The 19,804-nt window shown below is 61.4% G+C and carries 17 protein-coding genes, 1 tRNA gene and 2 rRNA genes; 10 read left to right on the plus strand and 10 right to left on the minus strand.

Features of this window, described 5'->3' with window-relative positions:
* Window positions 1-2: 2 nt before the first annotated feature.
* The 3 genes from phnC to phnD (GA0071312_RS16505) all read right to left on the minus strand — a co-directional run bounded on the left by phnC (window position 3) and on the right by phnD (GA0071312_RS16505) (window position 2,921).
* Window positions 3-863 (minus strand): phosphonate ABC transporter ATP-binding protein, encoded by an 861-nt coding sequence (gene phnC, locus GA0071312_RS16495; RefSeq protein WP_074445851.1) that lies wholly within the window; start codon window positions 861-863, stop codon window positions 3-5.
* 103 nt (window positions 864-966) lie between these two features.
* The gene (gene phnD / locus GA0071312_RS16500) at window positions 967-1,887 is read right to left on the minus strand and encodes a phosphonate ABC transporter substrate-binding protein (protein WP_074445852.1); all 921 of its coding nucleotides are present in this window, start codon (window positions 1,885-1,887) and stop codon (window positions 967-969) included.
* Between the two features lie 107 nt (window positions 1,888-1,994).
* Entirely contained in the window at window positions 1,995-2,921 is a 927-nt protein-coding gene (phnD, locus tag GA0071312_RS16505) for a phosphonate ABC transporter substrate-binding protein (RefSeq protein ID WP_074446283.1), read from the minus strand.
* 809 nt (window positions 2,922-3,730) lie between these two features.
* Here phnD (GA0071312_RS16505) and GA0071312_RS19260 point away from each other — a divergent pair.
* Window positions 3,731-4,791, plus strand: a protein-coding gene (locus tag GA0071312_RS19260; RefSeq protein ID WP_420819944.1) for an IS630 family transposase whose coding sequence is annotated in 2 segments (ribosomal slippage) — window positions 3,731-4,220 and window positions 4,220-4,791 — 1,062 coding nt in all. Because the reading frame shifts where the segments join, the coding sequence is not laid out codon by codon here.
* 16 nt (window positions 4,792-4,807) lie between these two features.
* Here GA0071312_RS19260 and GA0071312_RS16520 read toward each other — a convergent pair.
* The 3 genes from GA0071312_RS16520 to GA0071312_RS16530 form a co-directional block, all read right to left on the minus strand.
* Window positions 4,808-5,584: an ABC transporter substrate-binding protein gene (locus tag GA0071312_RS16520; RefSeq protein ID WP_074446284.1), complete on the minus strand. Its 777-nt coding sequence runs from the start codon at window positions 5,582-5,584 to the stop codon at window positions 4,808-4,810.
* Between the two features lie 82 nt (window positions 5,585-5,666).
* A complete protein-coding gene (locus tag GA0071312_RS16525) occupies window positions 5,667-6,398 on the minus strand; it encodes an ATP-binding cassette domain-containing protein (RefSeq protein WP_074445853.1) in 732 nt (243 codons plus the stop codon).
* Window positions 6,395-7,033 carry an ABC transporter permease gene (locus tag GA0071312_RS16530; protein ID WP_083204590.1) on the minus strand — a complete coding sequence of 213 codons (639 nt, stop codon included), beginning with the start codon at window positions 7,031-7,033 and terminating at the stop codon, window positions 6,395-6,397. The genes GA0071312_RS16525 and GA0071312_RS16530 overlap by 4 nt, the downstream gene beginning before the upstream one ends.
* A gap of 157 nt (window positions 7,034-7,190) precedes the next feature.
* On the opposite strand from GA0071312_RS16530, the gene GA0071312_RS16535 reads away from it, so the two are divergent.
* The 7 genes from GA0071312_RS16535 to GA0071312_RS16560 all read left to right on the plus strand — a co-directional run bounded on the left by GA0071312_RS16535 (window position 7,191) and on the right by GA0071312_RS16560 (window position 12,786).
* Window positions 7,191-8,120, plus strand: coding sequence for a helix-turn-helix transcriptional regulator (locus GA0071312_RS16535; protein WP_083204636.1), 930 nt, complete (start codon window positions 7,191-7,193; stop codon window positions 8,118-8,120).
* On the plus strand, window positions 8,113-8,850 hold the full coding sequence (locus GA0071312_RS16540; RefSeq protein WP_083204637.1) for a substrate-binding domain-containing protein: 738 nt from the start codon (window positions 8,113-8,115) through the stop codon (window positions 8,848-8,850). Before GA0071312_RS16535 ends, GA0071312_RS16540 begins: the two co-directional genes overlap by 8 nt.
* Window positions 8,847-9,869: an iron ABC transporter substrate-binding protein gene (locus tag GA0071312_RS16545; protein WP_074445856.1), complete on the plus strand. Its 1,023-nt coding sequence runs from the start codon at window positions 8,847-8,849 to the stop codon at window positions 9,867-9,869. Before GA0071312_RS16540 ends, GA0071312_RS16545 begins: the two co-directional genes overlap by 4 nt.
* Window positions 9,866-10,888 carry a FecCD family ABC transporter permease gene (locus GA0071312_RS16550; RefSeq protein WP_074445857.1) on the plus strand — a complete coding sequence of 341 codons (1,023 nt, stop codon included), beginning with the start codon at window positions 9,866-9,868 and terminating at the stop codon, window positions 10,886-10,888. The genes GA0071312_RS16545 and GA0071312_RS16550 overlap by 4 nt, the downstream gene beginning before the upstream one ends.
* Window positions 10,885-11,721, plus strand: coding sequence for an ABC transporter ATP-binding protein (locus tag GA0071312_RS16555; protein WP_074445858.1), 837 nt, complete (start codon window positions 10,885-10,887; stop codon window positions 11,719-11,721). Before GA0071312_RS16550 ends, GA0071312_RS16555 begins: the two co-directional genes overlap by 4 nt.
* A 401-nt stretch (window positions 11,722-12,122) precedes the next feature.
* On the plus strand, window positions 12,123-12,380 hold the full coding sequence (locus GA0071312_RS20155; protein ID WP_165604063.1) for a hypothetical protein: 258 nt from the start codon (window positions 12,123-12,125) through the stop codon (window positions 12,378-12,380).
* Complete coding sequence (locus GA0071312_RS16560; protein ID WP_165604064.1) at window positions 12,370-12,786, plus strand: recombinase family protein; 417 nt, start codon at window positions 12,370-12,372, stop codon at window positions 12,784-12,786. The genes GA0071312_RS20155 and GA0071312_RS16560 overlap by 11 nt, the downstream gene beginning before the upstream one ends.
* Window positions 12,787-12,788: 2 nt before the next feature.
* On the opposite strand, the gene GA0071312_RS16565 is transcribed toward GA0071312_RS16560, so the two are convergent.
* A complete protein-coding gene (locus GA0071312_RS16565) occupies window positions 12,789-13,922 on the minus strand; it encodes an ISAs1 family transposase (RefSeq protein WP_074443596.1) in 1,134 nt (377 codons plus the stop codon).
* 16 nt (window positions 13,923-13,938) lie between these two features.
* On the opposite strand from GA0071312_RS16565, the gene GA0071312_RS16570 reads away from it, so the two are divergent.
* The gene (locus GA0071312_RS16570; RefSeq protein ID WP_083204638.1) at window positions 13,939-14,526 is read left to right on the plus strand and encodes a recombinase family protein; all 588 of its coding nucleotides are present in this window, start codon (window positions 13,939-13,941) and stop codon (window positions 14,524-14,526) included.
* Between the two features lie 33 nt (window positions 14,527-14,559).
* On the plus strand, window positions 14,560-15,279 hold the full coding sequence (locus GA0071312_RS20635; protein WP_420819975.1) for a recombinase zinc ribbon domain-containing protein: 720 nt from the start codon (window positions 14,560-14,562) through the stop codon (window positions 15,277-15,279).
* Here GA0071312_RS20635 and GA0071312_RS16580 read toward each other — a convergent pair.
* The 3 genes from GA0071312_RS16580 to GA0071312_RS16590 all read right to left on the minus strand — a co-directional run bounded on the left by GA0071312_RS16580 (window position 15,236) and on the right by GA0071312_RS16590 (window position 19,565).
* A tRNA-Met gene (locus tag GA0071312_RS16580) sits at window positions 15,236-15,312 on the minus strand. The two genes, GA0071312_RS20635 and GA0071312_RS16580, sit on opposite strands and share 44 nt — an antisense overlap.
* Window positions 15,313-15,390: 78 nt before the next feature.
* Window positions 15,391-15,506 (minus strand): 5S ribosomal RNA (gene rrf / locus GA0071312_RS16585).
* 783 nt (window positions 15,507-16,289) lie between these two features.
* Window positions 16,290-19,565: ribosomal RNA gene (locus GA0071312_RS16590) — 23S ribosomal RNA — on the minus strand.
* Between the last annotated feature and the right edge of the window lie 239 nt (window positions 19,566-19,804).

Below are 19,804 nucleotides of genomic sequence, written 5' to 3' on the forward strand. Positions count from 1 at the left end.
GCTCAGAGCGCCGCCCGCGCCGCTGCAAGCTGTTCCTCTGCTTGCTCTTGCGGCTCCGGCATCTTCGGTTGCCCCGGCCCGTGCCCATTGAGCGCTGTCGAGGTTACGGCTTCGGAGAATGCGGATTCGGCTTCGGCACCGTAGATTTCGCGGGCGACGCTGTCAGTCAGCGCGCGCGCCGGTCCGTCGAAGACGACACGACCATCCTGCATGCCGATGATCCGGTCACAATATGCACGTGCGGTATCAAGGGTATGGAGATTGCAGATGACCGTGAGACCGTCTTCCTGATTGATGCTGCGCAAGGCATCCATAACGACCTTCGCGTTGAGCGGATCGAGAGAGGCGATTGGTTCGTCAGCCAACATGATTTTCGGCTCCTGGACGAGTGCCCGCGCGATGGCTACGCGCTGTTGCTGCCCGCCTGAAAGCGTATCCGTCTGCTGAAGCGCCGCATGCGCCATTCCCAGACGGTCGAGCGCGCGGATCGCGAAAGCCCGTTCCCTCGCTGAAAAAAGCCCCAGCATCGACGAGGCGAAGCCATGCTGGAACAAACGCCCGGACATGACGTTCGTGACCACCTGAAGCCGCCCCACGAGATTGAACTGCTGAAAAACCATGGCGCATTCGTTTCGCCACCGGCGCAAATCGCTCCCTTTCAGCGCAGTGATCTCGCGTCCACCGAACAGGATCTTGCCGGAACTTGAATCATTCAGTCGGTTGATCATGCGCAACAACGTGGATTTTCCAGCACCGGATCGACCGATCACGCCGACCATTTGCCCTTGGGGAATGGACAGAGTCACGCCATCGACGGCGGTCGTCGTCCCGAACCGCTTGGTCACGTTTTCAAAGTCGAGCATGGGATGCCCCTTTTCAGCAGCAGGCGAAAAGCCGAGAAACGCAGTCCGGCAAGATGAAACGCCCCCCCGAAAACGGGAGGGCGCAAGGTTTTGGTCCGGCCCGTCAGCGTGACCCCTGGAGTTCCGCTTCGCGCATGGCGACAATGCCCGCGTAGAAGCTATGATCGACCGTCGCATAGCCGTTACCGTCGCCGCCAACCGTATCGGCATAGCATTCCGGGTGGCTATCCTTCATGCCGAGCATGAAGTCACGCGCAAGCTCACGGGCCTCTTGCGGCAAGTCGTTGCGCATCACGGTCGGCCCGTTCGGGATCAGGTTCGATTCCCAGACTATGCGAAGATCCGCCATGTCGAGGAGGCCGTTATCCACCATGCGGCGGAGGTTTCCGCGGGTATAACCGCTTTCCACGTCGCCCATCAGCGAGGTCCAGGTCACACCGGCATCATACTGGTTGTTCAAAACCGCGATCACCGCCTGCTCATGGCCACCGCCGAAACCGGTGCGCGCGAAGAACGTTTCATCGTCGATTCCGGACTGTGCCAGCTCCGCACGCGGGACCAGGTAACCCGATGTCGAATTCGGATCGGCATAGGCGAGAGACGCGCCCTCGAGATCTTCGAGGCTGTGAAAATCACTATCGGCACGCACGTAGATCACCGCGTAATAGCCGAGGGAGTCGTCAACGTTCTTGGTCGCCAAAACCGGGGAAACCGCATCCGGATCCTGCAGATAGACGCCGGCGTAGCCTGAGGCACCCATGCCCGCCTGATGCAACTGACCGGACAGGAGCCCCTGCATCACGCCAGCATAGTCAGCCGCCGGAAAAAGCTCGACGGGGACGCCGAGCGCCTCCGACATCAGATTTGCGAAGCAATCGTAGCGACGCAGGCGGTCGGCTTCGTTTTCACCACCGAGCAGACCGATGTTGTAGGTGCCGAAATCCGCACGCCAATCGGCTTCGGCGGGCATGGCGAAGGAGGCAAGCAGCACGATCGACGCGGCTGCACCAAGGGCGCTTTTCATGTTTGAACTCCGATATGGGATGAGCGTCGATCAATCGCGATCGACAGGGCTAGAGATTTCTTCGCGAAAAGAAAAAGGCGACCGCGAAAGGCCGCCTTTCACTGTCGTCAGCGCGAGCCTTCCAGCTCGGCGCGGCGCATAGCCACGATACCTTCGAAGAACGAATGATCGACGGGCTGCCAGCCCTGCCCCTCGCCGAAGGAAATATCATAGTAACACTGCGGATCGGTTTCGAGCTGGTTGGCGAGATAGTCTACGATGATCTCGCGGGCTTCATCCGGCATCGATTTGCGTACGACCACGGGGCCATTGGGGATCAGATTGGATTCCCAGATCACGCGCAAATCGGCCATATCGAGAAGTCCGTTGTCGATCATCCGGCGCAGATTGCCCCGAGTGTAGCCGTCAGCCGGATTACCCTGACCGGAAACCCAAGTCACACCGGCATCATATTGCCCTTCGAGTACGGCGATGACGGCCTGTTCATGACCGCCTCCGAAGCCAGTGCGAGAGAAGAACTCCGCATCATTGATACCTGCAGCCCTGAGCTCGGCCCGCGGAATGAGATAGCCAGAGGTTGAGTTCGGGTCGGCATAGGCGAGGCTGTAGCCTTCCATCCCCTCAAGAGAATGAATGTCACTGTCGGACCGGACATACATCGCGGCGATGTAGCCGAGCGACCCATCCGCTTCGGCGGAAACGAAGATCGGTTCCACTGCTTCCGGATCTTGCAGATAGATTGCGGCATAGCCAGAAGCGCCGAGACTGGCATAATCGAGCTGCCCGGCAACGAGCCCCTGAATGACACCGGCATAATCAGGGGCCGGGAACATTTCTACCGGCACCCCGAGGCGCTCTTCCATGGCGACACGAAAACACTCGTTATTGCGCAAGCGATCCGCTTCGTTCTCGCCTCCGAGGAGGCCGACACGGAAGGTGGGCATCTCGTCACGCCAATCGGCGTGAGCGATGTTTGAGGACAACGCGATAGTTCCTGACGCTGCAATGAGCGCAAAGGTTACCCGGCGAAACATGTCAGCCTCATCGGTACGATTTGTTCGGAGATACATACTCTTTGAGCGACCAATTAATATCTCAATGTTACAGCAGCGTGACGCATATTTTACGATATATTAATCAATTGATACGATAAGTTGGCTAAATAAATTTTCTGTATACTTGCCAGTTTTGAAATTTTACTTACTTTTTGGCGAAAGATCTTAGGGGGAATCCGGTGGTTAATTGCGGAAACGTTTCCGACGGGACCCAAGGCCCACTTCAATTATGCATTGATAACGGATCCTTGCTTGTCCTCTAACGACGCCGGTCGATGCCGCCCCAATGCCGATCCACCGATGGGGATACAGAATAGTAATAGTTCCAGCTGTACGCCTGAATTGGGGCAATCACCGCATTTCACCCGACTGCGGAATTTTCGTATGAAGCAGACCGCCGGGTTTCAGGGTATGTGGAATTGGCGATGAATGACCGGAATGGGTCGCGTAGCGATCCGTCAGATTGGGGGCCGCAAGGAGAAATTCGGCTGCCGGCGATCGAGAGCTGGATAGCTGCCGTATTATTGTAGGGTTTTACACACGCTGCGCTGTATCGTTTTTGGCCGACCGTCAGCTAACCACGCAAGGGGACATGATCGCAACCTTGGTCGAATGATCTGAAGCGTTCCAGCAAGAGCCTGGAGGAAGTGTTGCGGGCAGGCAATGCGAATCAATACATGCCCCCCCGCAATGCGCAGCGCCCTTATACCAATCCGCATTGAAATTGACTCGGGGGATTCCCTCCGAGGCGCAAATCAGATTCAAGGTGGCGAACGGAGGAGTTCGCCATGGCTGCTTTGCCCTTGCGGGATGATTTTGACGCGGAACGCTGCCGTGCGGCGGCGCGGCGCTCGAAGGATGGGGCGCAAACGCGCCGGCTTCTGTCTATCGCGGCTATCTATGAGGGATCGAGCCGGGCGGAGGCGGCCCGGCTCGGCGGCGTGACGGCGCAGATCGTCCGCGACTGGGTTGAGCGGTTCAACCGAGAGGGACCGGAGGGGCTCGTCGACCGCAAGGCGCCGGGCAAGGCTCCTCTGCTCGGCCCCGATCATCTGGCGGCCCTGGCACGGCGGGTGGACGAAGGACCGATCCCGTCCGTCCATGGCGTGGTGCGCTGGCGGATCGTCGATCTCGCGCAATGGCTCTACGAGGAGTTCCGCATCGCAGCGAGCGAGGACACGGTGAGCCGGGCCCTGCGCAAGATGGGCTATCGCAAGCTCTCGGCGAGGCCGCGCCATCATGCGCAGGACACGCATACCATCGAGGATTTTAAAAAAGTTTCCCCGCCCGCCTGGACGAAATCGCCGCCCACCAGAGCCTCGCGCCCGATGACATAGAGGTCTGGTTCGCCGACGAGGCCCGCATCGGCCAGAAGAACAAGATCACCCGACGCTGGGCCAAGCGCGGAACCCGCCCCTCGGCGCCGCACGATCAGCGCACCGCCTCGACCTACATCTTCGGGGCGATCTGCCCGCAGGAGGGAAAAGGGGCGGCTCTCGTCCTGCCGCGCTGCGACACAAAAGCCATGAACCTTCATCTCGTGGAGATCGCCGCCGCAGTCGCCCCGGGCAAACACGCCATCCTCATTCTCGATCAGGCCGGATGGCACATGGCCAAAGGCCTCGAGATCCCGCAAAACATCACCCTCCTGCCGCTGCCGCCAAAATCGCCCGAGTTGAATCCGGTCGAAAACCTCTGGCAGTTCATGCGCGACAATCTCCTCTCCAACCGAGTCTTCGCCTCCTATGACCAACTCCTCGACCTGTGCTGCCAGGCCTGGAACGCCATCATCGACCAGCCATGGCGCATCATGGCCATCGGGCTGCGAGACTGGGCTCATCGGTTCTGATCATTGCGGGTTGGTATTACTCGGCGTTGGGGAAGAATAATTGCTCACCCGCAACTGTAAAGCTCGCGATCGCCTCCTGCCCTGCCGGCGAGACCACCCAGTCGATGAAGGCCTGCCCCTGCTGCGCCTTGACGTGCGGATGGCGTTCGGGATCGACGAGAATGATGCCGTAGGGGTTGAAAAGCACCGGATCACCCTCGAAGACGATCTCCAGCGATCCGCGATTGGCGAAGGAGAGCCAGGTGGCGCGATCGGTCAGGGCGTAGGCGGGCACCTGGGCGGCGGTGTTCAGGGTCGCGCCCATGCCGGAGCCGGTGGAGAGATACCATTGACCCTCCGGTGCGACACCGGCGGCCTTCCACAGGTTCATCTCCGCCACATGCGTGCCGCTGTCGTCACCACGCGAGGCGAAGGGCGCCTCGGCCTCAGCGATCGCAGCCATGGCCGAAGCCGCATCATCGGCACCCTCCAGCCCGGCGGGATCCGCGCCCGGACCGACGATGACGAAGTCGTTATACATCACGTCGAGGCGCTCCACGCCGAAACCGTCGGCAACGAAGGCCTCCTCGAGCTCACGGGCATGGACGAAGACGACATCCGCGTCGCCCCGGCGCCCGGTCTCAAGCGCCTGCCCGGTGCCTTGCGCGACGACACGGACCTCGATCCCGGTCTCTTCCTGGAAAAGCGGCAGGATATGGCCGAACAGGCCGGAATTCTCGGTCGAGGTGGTCGAGGCCACGGTGATGAAGTCCTGGGCCTGGGCGGGGGTGGCGAGCGGCAGCGCCACCAGCATGGCGATGCCGGATGCAAGGCCCGTCACGGAGCCCAGAAGCAGAGTGCGTCGGTTGGTCGTCATTGTTTCCTCCAGATTGCTCTTACCAGATCAGGTCGCCCGCCAGGAAAGCGCGCGCTTCCGGGGCTTTGGGCCCCTCGAAGAAAATGTCGGCCGGGCCGTGCTCGATCAGGCGGCCCCGATGCAGGAAGGCGATGTCCTGAGCAAGGCGCCGGGCCTGGCCGAGATTGTGGGTGCTCATCACGATGGTGATGCCCTCCGCAGAAAAGCTCTCGATCATCGCCTCGATGGTGCGGGTGGCGGAGGGATCGAGCGCCGAGGTCGGCTCGTCGAGAAAAAGGATCTGCGGACGCATGGTCCAGGCCCGAGCGAGGGCGAGCCGCTGTTGCTCGCCTCCGGAAAGCAGGCGTGCGGGGCGCTCGGCGAGAGTGGATAATCCGAACCGCTCGAGCGTCCGGGCCACCATGTCCCGGCAGGCCGAGCGACCCATGCCACGCAGGCGCAAGGGATAGGCGAGATTGGCCGCGACCGAGCGCCGGAGCAGGACGGGGCGCTGGAACACCATCGCCTGCGCTTGCGGACGCCTTTCGCCATTCGCCCAGATGCGTCGCCCCGTCGTCGGCTCGATCAGCCCGTGGCAAAGCCGTAGCAACAGGCTCTTGCCGGCGCCGTTTGCGCCCATCACGATCAGGCGCCGCCCGGCGGGAATGGCGAGCGAAATTTCCTCCAGCAGTGCCGCCCCGGCCACGGCATAGCCGGCCTGTTCAAGCTGCAATGGCAGGATCGGGGGATGCAGATCGCCTTCGCGCTTCATCCGAGCCTCCCCTTCGCCCATTGGCCGGCGCCCCAGGCGAGCGCGTTCAGGCTCAGCGTCAGCGTGAGCAGGATGATGCCGAGCGCCACGGCGAGGCCGAGCTCGCCGCGCGCGGTCTCCAGCGTGATGGCTGTCGTCATGGTGCGGGTATGGCCTGCAATATTGCCGCCCACGATCAGGACCGCCCCGACTTCCGCGCTCGCCCGCCCAAAGCCAGCGAGCACGCCGGTGAGGAGGCTGACGCGGCCATCCCAGAGCAGTGTCGGCACCGCCCGCAGGCGGCTGGCACCCAGCGAGCGCAGCTGCTCGCGATACTCTCCCCACAGATCCTCGACGACCGAGCGGGTCAGCGAGATCAGGATCGGCAGGATCAGGATGGTCTGGGCGATGACCATCGCGGTGGGGGTGAACAGAAGCGCGAGCGATCCGAGTGGCCCCGAGCGCGAGAGCAAAAGATAGACGACGAGGCCCGCGACCACAGGGGGAAGCCCCATCAGCGCATTGAACAGGATGATCGCCAGCGATCGCCCCGGAAATCGCGCCAGTGCCAGCCCGGCGCCGAGCGGCAATCCGATCAGACAGGCAATCAGCACGGCGGTGACCGTCACGCGCAGAGACAGCCCGATGATCTGCATCAGGGCCGGATCGCCGGAGGTGATCAGCGCAAAGGCTGTCGTGAAGGGGCCGCCCACGAGGAATCCTCATAAATCGGCTGGAAGGAAAGCAAAAAACAGATTACAATTCAAATATATAATTCTTGCAGTATTATGCATGATAATGCAGAGAGCCAGCATGGAAACCCTGACCTCCTCCGACGATCTCGACGATGCCGCTGCGACAGGCTCCGCTTCATCCCTCATGACGACTGCGGAAGTCGCGGAATATCTGCGGGTGAAGGAGCGCACGATCTATGAGATGGTTTCGCGCCAGACGATCCCGTTCACCCGCGCTACCGGCAAGCTGTTGTTTCCCCGCTGGCTTATCGATACCTGGCTCGAGGCCCAGACCGAATTGCCGCAGGCGGGGATCGCCCCAGCGCCGCCGATCTATGCCGGCTCGAACGATCCGTTGCTGGAATGGGCCCTGCGGCAATCCGGCTCGGGCCTCGCGGTGCTCGCCTCGGGCTCGGCCCACGGGCTCACGGAACTCGCTGCCGGGCGGGCGGTCCTCGCGGGCTGCCATCTGATGGACCCGGAAAGCGGCACCTGGAATCTGCCTGCGGTGCAGGCGCATCTGCCTGGGGCGCGTCACATCCTGATCCACTGGGCGCGCCGGACGCAGGGGCTGATCTGCGCTCCCGGCAATCCGCTGGGTATCACCGATCTGAAAGACGCCGCCGCACGCGGCCTGCGCTTCGCGCTGCGCACCGATGCGGCCGGCTCGCAACGCCTCCTGAACATCCTGCTGGCGCGCCACGGCCTGTCCGCCGCCGATCTGAACATGGCCGCGCCCCCGGTCGACACCCATGCCGATCTCGCCGCACTGATCGAGAGCGGGGAGGCCGATTGCGGCTTCGGCCTGCAATCGGCGGCGGCCCATCTCGGCTTCCTGCCGCTGATCGCGGACGAAAGCTTCGACCTCGCCATGGCCCGGCGCGACTATTTCGAGCCGGCGATCCAGACCTTGCTCACCTTCGCCCGCAGCGAGGCCTTCGCCCGCCGAGCCGCCTATCTCGGCGGCTACGACATTGCGGATCTCGGCAAGGTGCAGTGGAATGGTTGAGACCCTGCATCTCCTCGCGGCAGGAAGCCTGAAGGAGCCTCTCGGTGGCATCGCGCCGGTGGCAGGATATCGCATTGCAGCCCGTTTCGGTCCCTCAGGCCTGTTGCGGGCGGAGATATTCGCCGGAGCGCCCTGGCACGTCTTCATCAGCGCCGATAAGGGTCATCCGGCCGCGATTGCCGAAGCAGGATTGGGGGCATCGCCGCAACACTTCTGCCACAACCAACTCTGTCTCATCGTTCCGGATCGGTTCGAAGACGCCGATCCGGTCGCCCTGATTCAACGCGCGGATTTGCGCCTCGGCATCTCGACACCGGGCAACGACCCCTCGGGCGATTATGCGATGGCGATCCTGCGCCGGCTCGATGCCCGATCCCCGGATGGCGATGCCGCCTTGCGTGCATTAGCGCTGACAGGCGCGCCTGACAGCCCCGTGACGCCGAGCGACCGCAATCCCTATGCCTGGCTGATCACGCAACACATGGCAGATCTTTTCCTGACCTATCGCAGCAACGCGATCGCGGCCCGCGCGGACACACCGTCACTGCACATGCTTGCATTGCCGCGACACCTTTCGGTCCTTGCCAGCTACGCCCTCACCTTCAGGCCCGACGTCGCCGAGGCGCAGGAACTTGCCGAAGCACTTCTCTCGGAAGAGATCCAGACCCGCCTCGCGGCGTATGGATTCGAACCGGTGGGCAATATCGCAGAAGAGGGAACCAGACCATGATGCGTATCCTGATGGCCATTCTCGGCCTTCTTCTGATCGCGGCGCCCGGCATTGCCGGGACGCCGCAGAGCATCACCGACAGCGCCGGGAGAACCGTGGATCTGCCTGCCCGGATCGACACCGTCGTTGCCGCCGGCCCGCCGGCAGCGATCCTGCTTTACGTCATGGCGCCGGAACGGATGCTCGGCTGGCCGCAGGCCAATCGGGCGAACGAACGTGATTTCCTCGCCCGCCCCTATGCCGATCTGCCCGAGCTCGGCACCCTGACCGGCCAGGGCGGAGAGGCCAATCTCGAACGGGTCCTCGCCCTCGCCCCCGATCTGATCATCGATTTCGGCTCGGTGCGCGACACTTATGTCGATCTGGCCGACAGGGTGCAGGAACAGACGGGGATTCCCTATCTGCTGATCGACGGCCGTTTCGAAAACACCCCGGCGGCCTTGCGCCTTCTGGGCGAGGCGCTGGGCATCCCCGAGCGAGGTGAAGCGCTGGCACGCGATACCGAGGCCAGCTTTGCCCGTATCGATGAACTGAACGAGCGCATTGCCGATGCCGAACGCCCTCGCGCCTATCTGGCGCGGGGTCCGGACGGGCTGGAAAGCGGAGTCGTCGGGTCTATCAATACCGAAATCCTGGAATGGGCCGGCGGGATCAATGTGCTCGGACGCAGCGATGCGGCACGCGGTCTGGTCAGGGTCAATTTCGAGGCCCTGCTTGCAGCCGATCCGGACATCATCGTCACCTGGGACCGCCAGTTCTACGAAACCCACCGCGATGATCCGCTCTGGGCACGGATGCGGGCCGTGCGGGAGGGGCGTGTCCATCTGTCACCTATCCTGCCCTTCGGCTGGATCGACCGACCACCATCGATCAACCGTCTGATCGGGCTGGACTGGATCGCCGCGACCTTCTTTCCCGATACCTATGCGATCGACCTCCGGGCCCGCACGCGGGAGTTCTACCAGCTTTGGTATCATCTCGATCTCAGCGATGATCAACTCGACACGCTGTTGCCATGAAGAGCATCGCCGGTCCCCATGATCATGCGGTGATCCGCCGGTTCTCCGTCATCGCGGGACTGGGGCTCCTTCTTTTCGCCGGGGCGGGACTCGCACTGACCATCGGCCCCTATCCTGTTCCCGTCACCCAGGTGGTGACGGAACTGCTGATGCCGTCCGGCGGTATGGGCGAAATCGTCATCTGGAACATCCGGCTGCCGCGCGTGCTCGCGGCGATGCTGGTCGGAGCGGCGCTCGCCTCCGCGGGGGCCTCGTATCAGATCCTGTTTCGCAATCCGCTGGTTTCGCCGGATATTCTGGGCGTGTCGTCCGGGGCCGCCCTCGGTGCGGTGATCGGCATATTCCTGTCTCTTCCGGTGATCGCGATACAGGGATTCGCCTTTCTCGGCGGCTTGGGCGCCGTCGCGCTGGTGATCTTCATCTCGCGGGCGGTGCGCGGGGTCGACCAGACGCTGGTTCTGGTGCTGACCGGCGTCGTCATCGGGGCGCTGGCCGGCGCCGCGACCTCGCTGCTCAAGGTCATGGCGGATCCCTATGATCAGTTGCCCGCAATCACGTTCTGGCTTCTGGGGAGCCTGGCCAGCACCACGCAGGCGGATCTGACCCCGGTCCTGCCGGCGGTGCTGATCGGCCTCGTTCCGCTGATCCTGCTTCGCTGGCGCATCAACCTGCTCTCCCTCGGTGACGACGAAGCGCGTGCCCTCGGGGTCGATGCTCCGCGGCTGCGCATGCTGGTCATTGCGGCGGCGACCTTGATTACGGCCTCGGTCGTCGCGATCGCCGGGGTGGTCGGCTGGGTTGGACTCGTCATTCCGCATATCGCCCGAATGATCGTCGGCCCCTCCTTCTCCACCTTGCTCCCGGCGGCGGCCATCATCGGCGCCGGATATCTTCTTCTGGTGGATACCCTGTGCCGTACCCTCGCAGCGATCGAAATTCCGCTGGGCATTCTGACGGCAGTATTGGGAGCGCCGTTCTTTCTCTATCTGCTCGCACGCGGAAGGCGAGGCTGGACATGATAACGGCCCGGGAACTCACGATCGGACATGGTGCGACCGTGGTTGGCCAGGGCCTATCGCTGAGCATATCCCTCGGCGAAGTCATCTGCCTGCTGGGGCCGAACGGCTGCGGCAAAACCACCCTGTTTCGCACACTTCTCGGGCTGATACCGCCGATCACCGGAGCCATTGCCATCGGTGGGCGCGATATCGCAGCTCTGAGACGGCGCGATATCGCGCGGGCGGTGGCCTATGTGCCGCAGGCCCATGTGCCCCCATTTCCGTATCTGGTGGAAGAAGTCGTGCTGATGGGGCGAACCGCCCGGATCGGCCCGCTATCGGCGCCGTCGGCGGGCGACCGGGACATCGCGCGCGCAGCACTCGCACGATTGGGAATCGCCGATCTGGCGCAGTCGGATTACTCTCGCCTGTCCGGCGGGCAACGCCAGATGGTCATGATCGCGCGGGCTCTCGCCCAGCAGGCGCCCTTGCTCATCATGGACGAGCCGACCGCAAGTCTCGATTTCGGTAACCAGGCAAGGGTCCTGACCCGGATCGCCGATCTCGCCCGAGCCGGCGACCATGGCGTCATCCTGTCCACACACGACCCCGACCAGGCTTTCGCGCTCGATGCCCGCGTCATCCTGATGCACGAGGGCGTTATCCTCGCCGATGGCCCGCCGGAGAAGGTTCTGACCGCATCGCGGCTGACCGATGTGTATGGTGTTCCAGTCAGGGTCGAGCGAACGGAATCGGGAAGTGCGGTCTGCGCGCCGTGGGTGGTCGATGCATCGACAGGTTCGGGATTGCAGCATCACGAGACCGCCATCACAAACAAACCACCGAATGTTTAATTCAGCGAAAAACGGACAAAGCTGACCGACCGGTAACAGGCGCTACGCTCCGGACTGTGAACGTCTGCACAGGGGCGCGTAGCAGTCATACAGCGATTGATCCCGGAATATTTTATCCCCACCTGTACCGATTGTAATAACCATTTTCTGTGACGCCTTCGACCTAATCCACCTGCCGCTTCATACACATCATGGCACGTTGTACTGATTAACGGAGCGCGGATCTCAGTCCCGTGACCCTTACGAATTTTCGTTTTATCATTAATTTTCTAAATTAATGTATTTGCAACTTTCTTAATTTCAGCTGATGCTTTCTCTGTGGGCATTTCAGCTTTGCTTTTCAGGTCAGCGGGAGCGCATGGCGTTCTGCAGCGGCGTTTTCTTGATCAAGAGCCGATACGATGTCTATTGCAGATGACGAACCATCAAGTCACCCCGACTTGAACACTGATCCTGACGGCACGGTTACATCGTTGCACAAGAAAGGGCGCGACGCAATCCGCGACCTCGTCAAGGAGCTTGCGCGGGAAGCGGCACGGCGCGATCATGCCAAGCATCTTCGCCAATGCGGTGACCTTGAAGGCCGTGGCCTTGAATGCGACGACGCGGGAGCCGATATCGGGTCACCCCACGATCATGAGAACGACGATGACACATGAACTGGCAATCATCTATGCGCGTTATTCGAGCGATCTGCAGCGTCCGCACTCGATCGATGATCAGATCCGCGAGTGTCGCGCGTATGCGGAACGTCTCGGTATGGCGGTGGTCGCGACGTTCAGCGACGCAGCAACCTCGGGGACGCAGATTTCGCGTTCGGGGCTCGACGCTGCGATCGAAGCGCTGAGCGCAAACCCGCGTGCGGTCCTCGTCGCCGAAGCGCTGGATCGGCTCAGCTGCGGGCAAGGCCATATTGCGGACCTTTACGATGAGGTGAAGTTTCTGGGAAGCGAGATCGTCACCGTCGCCAAAGGGCCAGTTTCGCGTATGCATGTCGGCTTCAAGGGCACCATGAACGCCTACTATATCGATGATCTCGGCAAGAAGACACGCAGGGGCCTGTAGGGCTATCGCATTTGGCCGATGACGGATCGTGCGAAGTCGTCGGACCATCCGGAGCGTTTTCTTTTTCGTCGGATAGAGATTTTGGGTCTGGCGCGTTTGAGAACGTTGAGGGCGAGTTTTCGGAGGATGGCGAGGTTTTCTGGGCCGTTATCCTTTCTGTTGCGGGCGCGATCCTCGTCGAAAGTCATGTCGAGGACCCAATGGAGACCGTTTTCGATTGACCAGTGGGATCGCGCGGCAGCGAGGTAGGCTTCTGGGGTGAGTTGGCGGGAGGCGACGTGGTAGTGGCGGGTGGTCGTGGTCTTGCCGCCGCGCGTCACGGTGCTCTCTATCATTCCCAGGCAGGCAAGCCCCGGCAGGAGAACCGGCTCGGTGCACGCGGATCTGGAGCCGCGCAGCCAGGCGAGGTCGTGGGTAACGAAGGCGCGGCGCGTCTCGACCCGGCCATGATCGGCATCCGTCGTGGCGCATGTCGGGAGCGCGGCCCGGATCTGTCCATCGGCGAAGTATGTCGCGACCATCTCGTGCAGCGCCGGTCGGTTCGCCTTCAACCGCAGGAGATAGTCTCCACCGCGATCAAGGATCGTCTGCGCGGTCTCGCTCTGGCAATGGATGGCGTCCGCAGTCACGAGTTGGCCTGTCAAATCGAGGCAGCGCAACAATGCGCGCGCCGCGACGATCTCGCTGTCGCCGTCGGCGGCGCGAAAGCCCGTCTGGCCGATCACGGTTGAGGTCGCCGAGGCGAAGGCGGACACCACGGCCAGCGGCGAGCGCCCCGCCGCAGCGTCGAACGACCGGCGCAGCGTCTTGCCGTCAATCGCCACCACGCCCTCGCCCGCCGCGCCCAACTCGTCTACGAACCGCCCGAAGCACATCGCAAAGGCGCTCGGGTCGAGAAGCCGGAACACCCGCGAGAACGTGTCGTGGCTCGGAACACCGTTTCGCAGCTCCAGAAACTCCCGGAACAACGCTTCCCGATCAACCGCGAAATCCGCGAAGTCCGAGCAATGCTCCGCCCCGCAAACCGCCGCAGTCAGTGCAATCGTCAAGACCTCAAGAAGCTCATGGCGCTTGGCATTTCCGGTTCGCGGGTCCGGCAGAGCCGAAAAAGCCGCTTCAAACCACGATCCTGACATCGAAGGCTCCCAATGCATGAAAGCCCCTCAAGAATCCATTTTATCCCAACACGCCACACAAAATTCTCAAATGCGATTCCCCTACAGGGGCCTGCGCGGACGCGTCGAGCAGGGGGCGTCGGGAGGCGGCAATGCGTATGGCTACCAGGTCGTGAACCGGACATGTCCGCACAGCGGTGATCCAATCCACGGTGAGCGGGCGATTCTCGACGACGAGGCCCGGATCGTTCGCCGGATTTTCGAGGAATATGCCAGCGGCGTTTCACCCAGAGCGATCGCGAGTCGCCTCAACACAGAGGGCATTGAAGGTCCACGCGGTTCCGCTTGGGGGCATTCGACGATCAATGGCAACAAGACCCGTGGCACAGGCATACTCAACAACGAGCTTTACATCGGACGCCTTGTCTGGAACCGTCTGCGCTATGTCCGTAATCCGAGAACACGCAAGCGGATCTCGCGGGCGAACCCGCCGGAAGAATGGGTGATCACAGATGTCCCGCATCTGCGCATCATTCCCGACGAGCTCTGGGAAGCCGTGAAGCAGCGTCAGGAGGCGACGGCCTTGAAGCGAAGTGATGAGGGGACGCCAGATGCCGGTCCCTGAACAAGGCGCCGCCCGGTCCATCTCCTGTCCGGATTGATCGCCTGTGGCTGCTGTGGCGGTGGCTTCTCGAAGGTCTCTGCCGACAGGATCGGATGCTCGACGACGCGCAACAAGGGTGAGGCGGTCTGCAGCAACCGCCGCACGATCAAGTACGCGGTCGTCGAGGCAGCCGTTCTCGATGCCCTGCATCATCATCTGATGGAACCCGAGCTGGTAAAGACGTTCTGTGAGGAATACACCCGCGAGCGCAACCGGCTTATGCGTGAGGCGAGTGCCGGGATCGACGCCCTCGAATCCGAACTGCGGCGGGTGAACCGGCAGATCGACAACATCGTGCAGGCGATTGCCGACGGGGCACCCTACGCGACGGTCTCTGCACGGATGGAAGCCGCCAACAGCCGCAAGGCCGAGCTCGAAGCCGAGATCGCGGCCTCTGCGAGGCCCGAACCGGTCCGCCTGCACCCGCGCCTCTCGGAGACCTATCGTGAACGTGTCGGCGAACTTTTGCACGGCCTCGCGGCGCAGGCAGACGCACCGCACGAGAACAACGCGGCGCGTGAGCGCATCCGTGCATTGATCACCCGCGTGCGTCTCACGCCGGATGACGGCGCCACGCACGGCTATCAGATTGATCTGGAAGGGGATCTTGCCGGGATCCTGGCGCTTGCGGCTGGCGCGAAGGCGCAGGATGCGCAGAGGCAATTAAAGCTGGTTGCGGGGGTAGGATTTGAACCTACGACCTTCAGGTTATGAGCCTGACGAGCTACCGGGCTGCTCCACCCCGCGTGAGGTGTGTTGTTTGTGGGGGCTTGTGAGAGGATGATGGTTTTTTGCTTTTTTGCGTGATTGTCTTGTCTTTTGCGGGCCCGGCGACGACCTACTCTCCCGGGTCTTGAGACACAGTACCATTGGCGCTGAGGCGTTTAACGGCCGAGTTCGGGATGGGATCGGGTTTTATGCGCCTCGCTCGAGCCACCGGGCCGGCGAAAGACAAGTTTGCGCAGCAAACTTGATTGATTGATTTAGCCTCAGACGCCGACTTTCTGGTCGGCCTCAAGCGCCGGCGTGGGCGTGCGCCCACTTGGCTTTTCCGCGGAATGGTCCGCGACGCGCGTTCGCGCTTTGGGCCTTCGGCCTGGTTTTTACGCAGGCCTCAAGCGCCGGCGTGGGCGTGCGCCCACTTGGCTTTTCCGCGGAATGGTCCGCGACGCGCGTTCGCGCTTTGGGCCTTCGGCCTGGTTTTTACGCAGGCCTCAAGCGCCGGCGTGGGCGTCCGCCCACTTGGCTTTTCCGCGGAATGGTCCGCGACGCGCGTTCGCGCTTTGGGCCTTCGGCCTGGTTTTTACGCAGGCCTCAAGCGCCGGCGTGGGCGTCCGCCCACTTGGCTTTTCCGCGCATGAGCGCGGGCGGCCGTTCGGCCTTGCCGGCGCGTTGCGCCGGGTCGGGCTGAACCGTCTGAGGTGAAGCATGAGGTTGGTGACGGTCTTTCTGGATCTGACGTTTTTTAATCAGCCCCGGCGCGCAGCGCCGCAAGCGCGAACGCGCGTCGCGGATCGTTCCGCGGAAAGCCAAGCGGACGGAGGTCCGCGCCGGCGTTTGAGGCCAACAATAAACGAGTGATCCTGCAACGTTTGTGATGAGCGTCGGGCCGTCAGGCCCGCAAGGCCGAACGGCCGCCGCGCCGCGTGGCGCGGAAAGCCAAGCGGACGGACGTCCGCGCCGGCGTTTGAGGCTCATCAAAAAGCGCGCATGGATCATGAGAGGCAATCAAGCCAATCGAGCGATTAGTACCGGTAAGCTCAACGCATTGCTGCGCTTGCACACCCGGCCTATCGACGTGGTGGTCTTCCACGGCTCTCAAGGGAGATCTCGTTTCGAGGTGGGTTTCCCGCTTAGATGCCTTCAGCGGTTATCCCGTCCGTACATAGCTACCCTGCACTGCGGCTGGCGCCACAACAGGTCCACCAGAGGTACGTCCATCCCGGTCCTCTCGTACTAGGGACAGATCCTCTCAAATCTCCTACACCCACGGCAGATAGGGACCGAACTGTCTCACGACGTTCTGAACCCAACTCACGTACCACTTTAATCGGCGAACAGCCGAACCCTTGGGACCTGCTCCAGCCCCAGGATGTGATGAGTCGACATCGAGGTGCCAAACGATCTCGTCGATATGGACTCTTGGAGATCATCAGCCTGTTATCCCCGGCGTACCTTTTATCCGTTGAGCGATGGCCCACCCACGCGGGACCACCGGATCACTATGGCCGACTTTCGTCTCTGCTCGACATGTCCGTCTCGCAGTCAGGCAGGCTTATGCCATTGCACGCAACGACCGATTTCCGACCGGTCTGAGCCCACCGTCGCGCGCCTCCGTTACTCTTTGGGAGGCGACCGCCCCAGTCAAACTGCCTGCCATGCGCTGTCCCGGACCCGGATAACGGATCGCGGTTAGACATCCATGTCGCCAAGGGTGGTATTTCAAGGGCGGCTCCACACAGGCTGGCGCCCATGCTTCAAAGCCTTCCACCTATCCTACACATGCCGACACGAATGCCAGCGCAAAGCTACAGTAAAGGTGCACGGGGTCTTTCCGTCTGACCGCAGGAACCCCGCATCTTCACGGGGAATTCAATTTCACTGAGTCGATGCTGGAGACAGCGGGGAAGTCGTTACGCCATTCGTGCAGGTCGGAACTTACCCGACAAGGAATTTCGCTACCTTAGGACCGTTATAGTTACGGCCGCCGTTTACCGGGGCTTCGATTCAAAGCTCTCACCTCTCCTCTTAACCTTCCGGCACCGGGCAGGCGTCAGACCCTATACGTCATCTTGCGATTTCGCAGAGCCCTGTGTTTTTGCTAAACAGTCGCCACCCCCTGGTCTGTGCCCCCCGCCACCGGTTGCCCGATGACAGGGCCTCCTTATCCCGAAGTTACGGAGGTAATTTGCCGAGTTCCTTCAGCATCGTTCTCTCAAGCGCCTTGGCATACTCTGCCAGTCCACCTGTGTCGGTTTCGGGTACGGTCTATAATACGGGGGCTGTTTCCAGGGACCATCCAGAAGCACACCCAATCCAGTAAGGATGCACAACACTTCAGATCCGTCACCACCCGCAGGCTGCGGAATATTCACCGCATTCCCATCGACTACGCCTTTCGGCCTCGCCTTAGGAGCCGGCTAACCCTGCGCAGATTAACTTTACACAGGAACCCTTGGACTTTCGGCGACAGCGTCTCTCACGCTGTTTGTCGTTACTCATGTCAGCATTCTCACTTCCGATACCTCCAGGACCCCTCACGAGTATCCCTTCACAGGCCTACGGAACGCTCCGCTACCACCCGGTGACCAGTTATCAGTAATCAGTGACCAGATGCCTCGAGACCGTCAGCGGTCGGCGAGACTGTTCTTCAAACCTTGCAACATCCGCACGATCTGACGCAACTCGTCGCGCCAGTCTTCCGCACGTTCATGCGCAACAAACCCGAGATCCGCGCAATACCGACACCACAGACGCGTCTCCTCGGCAGAGCCGATCGCCATCACGAGATAGCGCCCGAACTCCCGGGGAGAGGCCTGCTGTCGACCGGCACCCTCGACAATCAATCCACAGACCGATCGCGAAGATCGTCTGAGCTGATCGGCGAGACCGCCATATTGCTCACTCTTGGGAAACTCCAGGCTCACGCCATGAAGCTCCAGCGACAATGCATAAGCACGACGAAAGACCTCCAGATCTTCCGCGTCCCAACGCTTGCCGCTACGCGCATCAAAGTTCATTCTGTTCACTGTTCACTGATAACTGGTCACCAGATCCTAAGCTTCGGCTCGTGGCTTGAGCCCCGTTACATTGTCGGCGCAGGAACCCTTGTTTAGACCAGTGAGCTGTTACGCTTTCTTTAAAGGATGGCTGCTTCTAAGCCAACCTCCTGGTTGTTTTGGGGTTCCCACATCCTTTCCCACTTAGCCACGAATTGGGGGCCTTAGCTGTAGGTCAGGGTTGTTTCCCTCTCCACGACGGACGTTAGCACCCGCCGTGTGTCTCCCGCGCAAGTCTTCCAGGTATTCGGAGTTTGGTTAGGTTTGGTACCGTTGTGGACAGCCCTAGCCCATCCAGTGCTCTACCCCCTGGAGCATAAACGCGAGGCGCTACCTAAATAGCTTTCGCGGAGAACCAGCTATCTCCGAGTTTGATTGGCCTTTCACCCCTAACCACAAGTCATCCGAGGCTTTTTCAACAGACACCGGTTCGGTCCTCCAGTGCGTGTTACCGCACCTTCAACCTGCTCATGGCTAGATCACTCGGTTTCGGGTCTGAAGCAACGAACTGAACGCCCTGTTCAGACTCGCTTTCGCTGCGCCTACACCTCACGGCTTAAGCTTGCTCGCTACTTCAAGTCGCTGACCCATTATACAAAAGGTACGCGGTCACCCAGGACAAACCTTGGGCTCCCACTGTTTGTAGGCATCCGGTTTCAGGGACTGTTTCACTCCCCTCGTCGGGGTGCTTTTCACCTTTCCCTCACGGTACTGGTTCGCTATCGGTCGCTAAGGAGTACTTAGGCTTGGAGGGTGGTCCCCCCATGTTCAGACAGGATTTCACGTGTCCCGCCCTACTCGTATCCCACACCTCCCTGAACCCGTACGGGGCTGTCACCCATAGTGCCCGACTTTCCAGACGGTTCCGGTTGAGAAGAATGTGAGCATTGGCCTGGTCCGCGTTCGCTCGCCGCTACTGACGGAGTCTCGTTGATGTCCTTTCCTCCGGGTACTGAGATGTTTCAGTTCCCCGGGTTCGCCTTTGACCCCTATGTATTCAGGATCAAATACCTTCTCATAGCAACCAGTAAACAGTAACCAGCCACCAGATCGCTCCGGCAACTGCCCACTGTTCACTGGTCACTGAAGGTGGGTTGCCCCATTCGGAAATCCCCGGATCAAAGCTCGTTCGCAGCTCCCCAGGGCTTATCGCAGCGTACCACGTCCTTCATCGCCTCTTAGCGCCAAGGCATCCACCAGATGCCCTTATCACACTTGATTGCTCTCATGATCCATACGCGCCGCCGCAAGGCGGTTCGTATCAACCAGAATTGTACGCGCGCCGCCGCAAGGCAGTACGCACACATCATATCAACCACACACGCCATCAAGCCGGCGCATGCAGCCCTCCATACGGACTACTCGGCAGTCGTCCGCATGATCAGAACTTCAAAGACCATGGTTGCGGATGCATCACTACATCCGCACCTCATGCTTCAACGCGCCCGGTCCATCCCGCA

This window comes from Saliniramus fredricksonii (assembly GCF_900094735.1).
Classification (GTDB): domain Bacteria; phylum Pseudomonadota; class Alphaproteobacteria; order Rhizobiales; family Beijerinckiaceae; genus Saliniramus; species Saliniramus fredricksonii.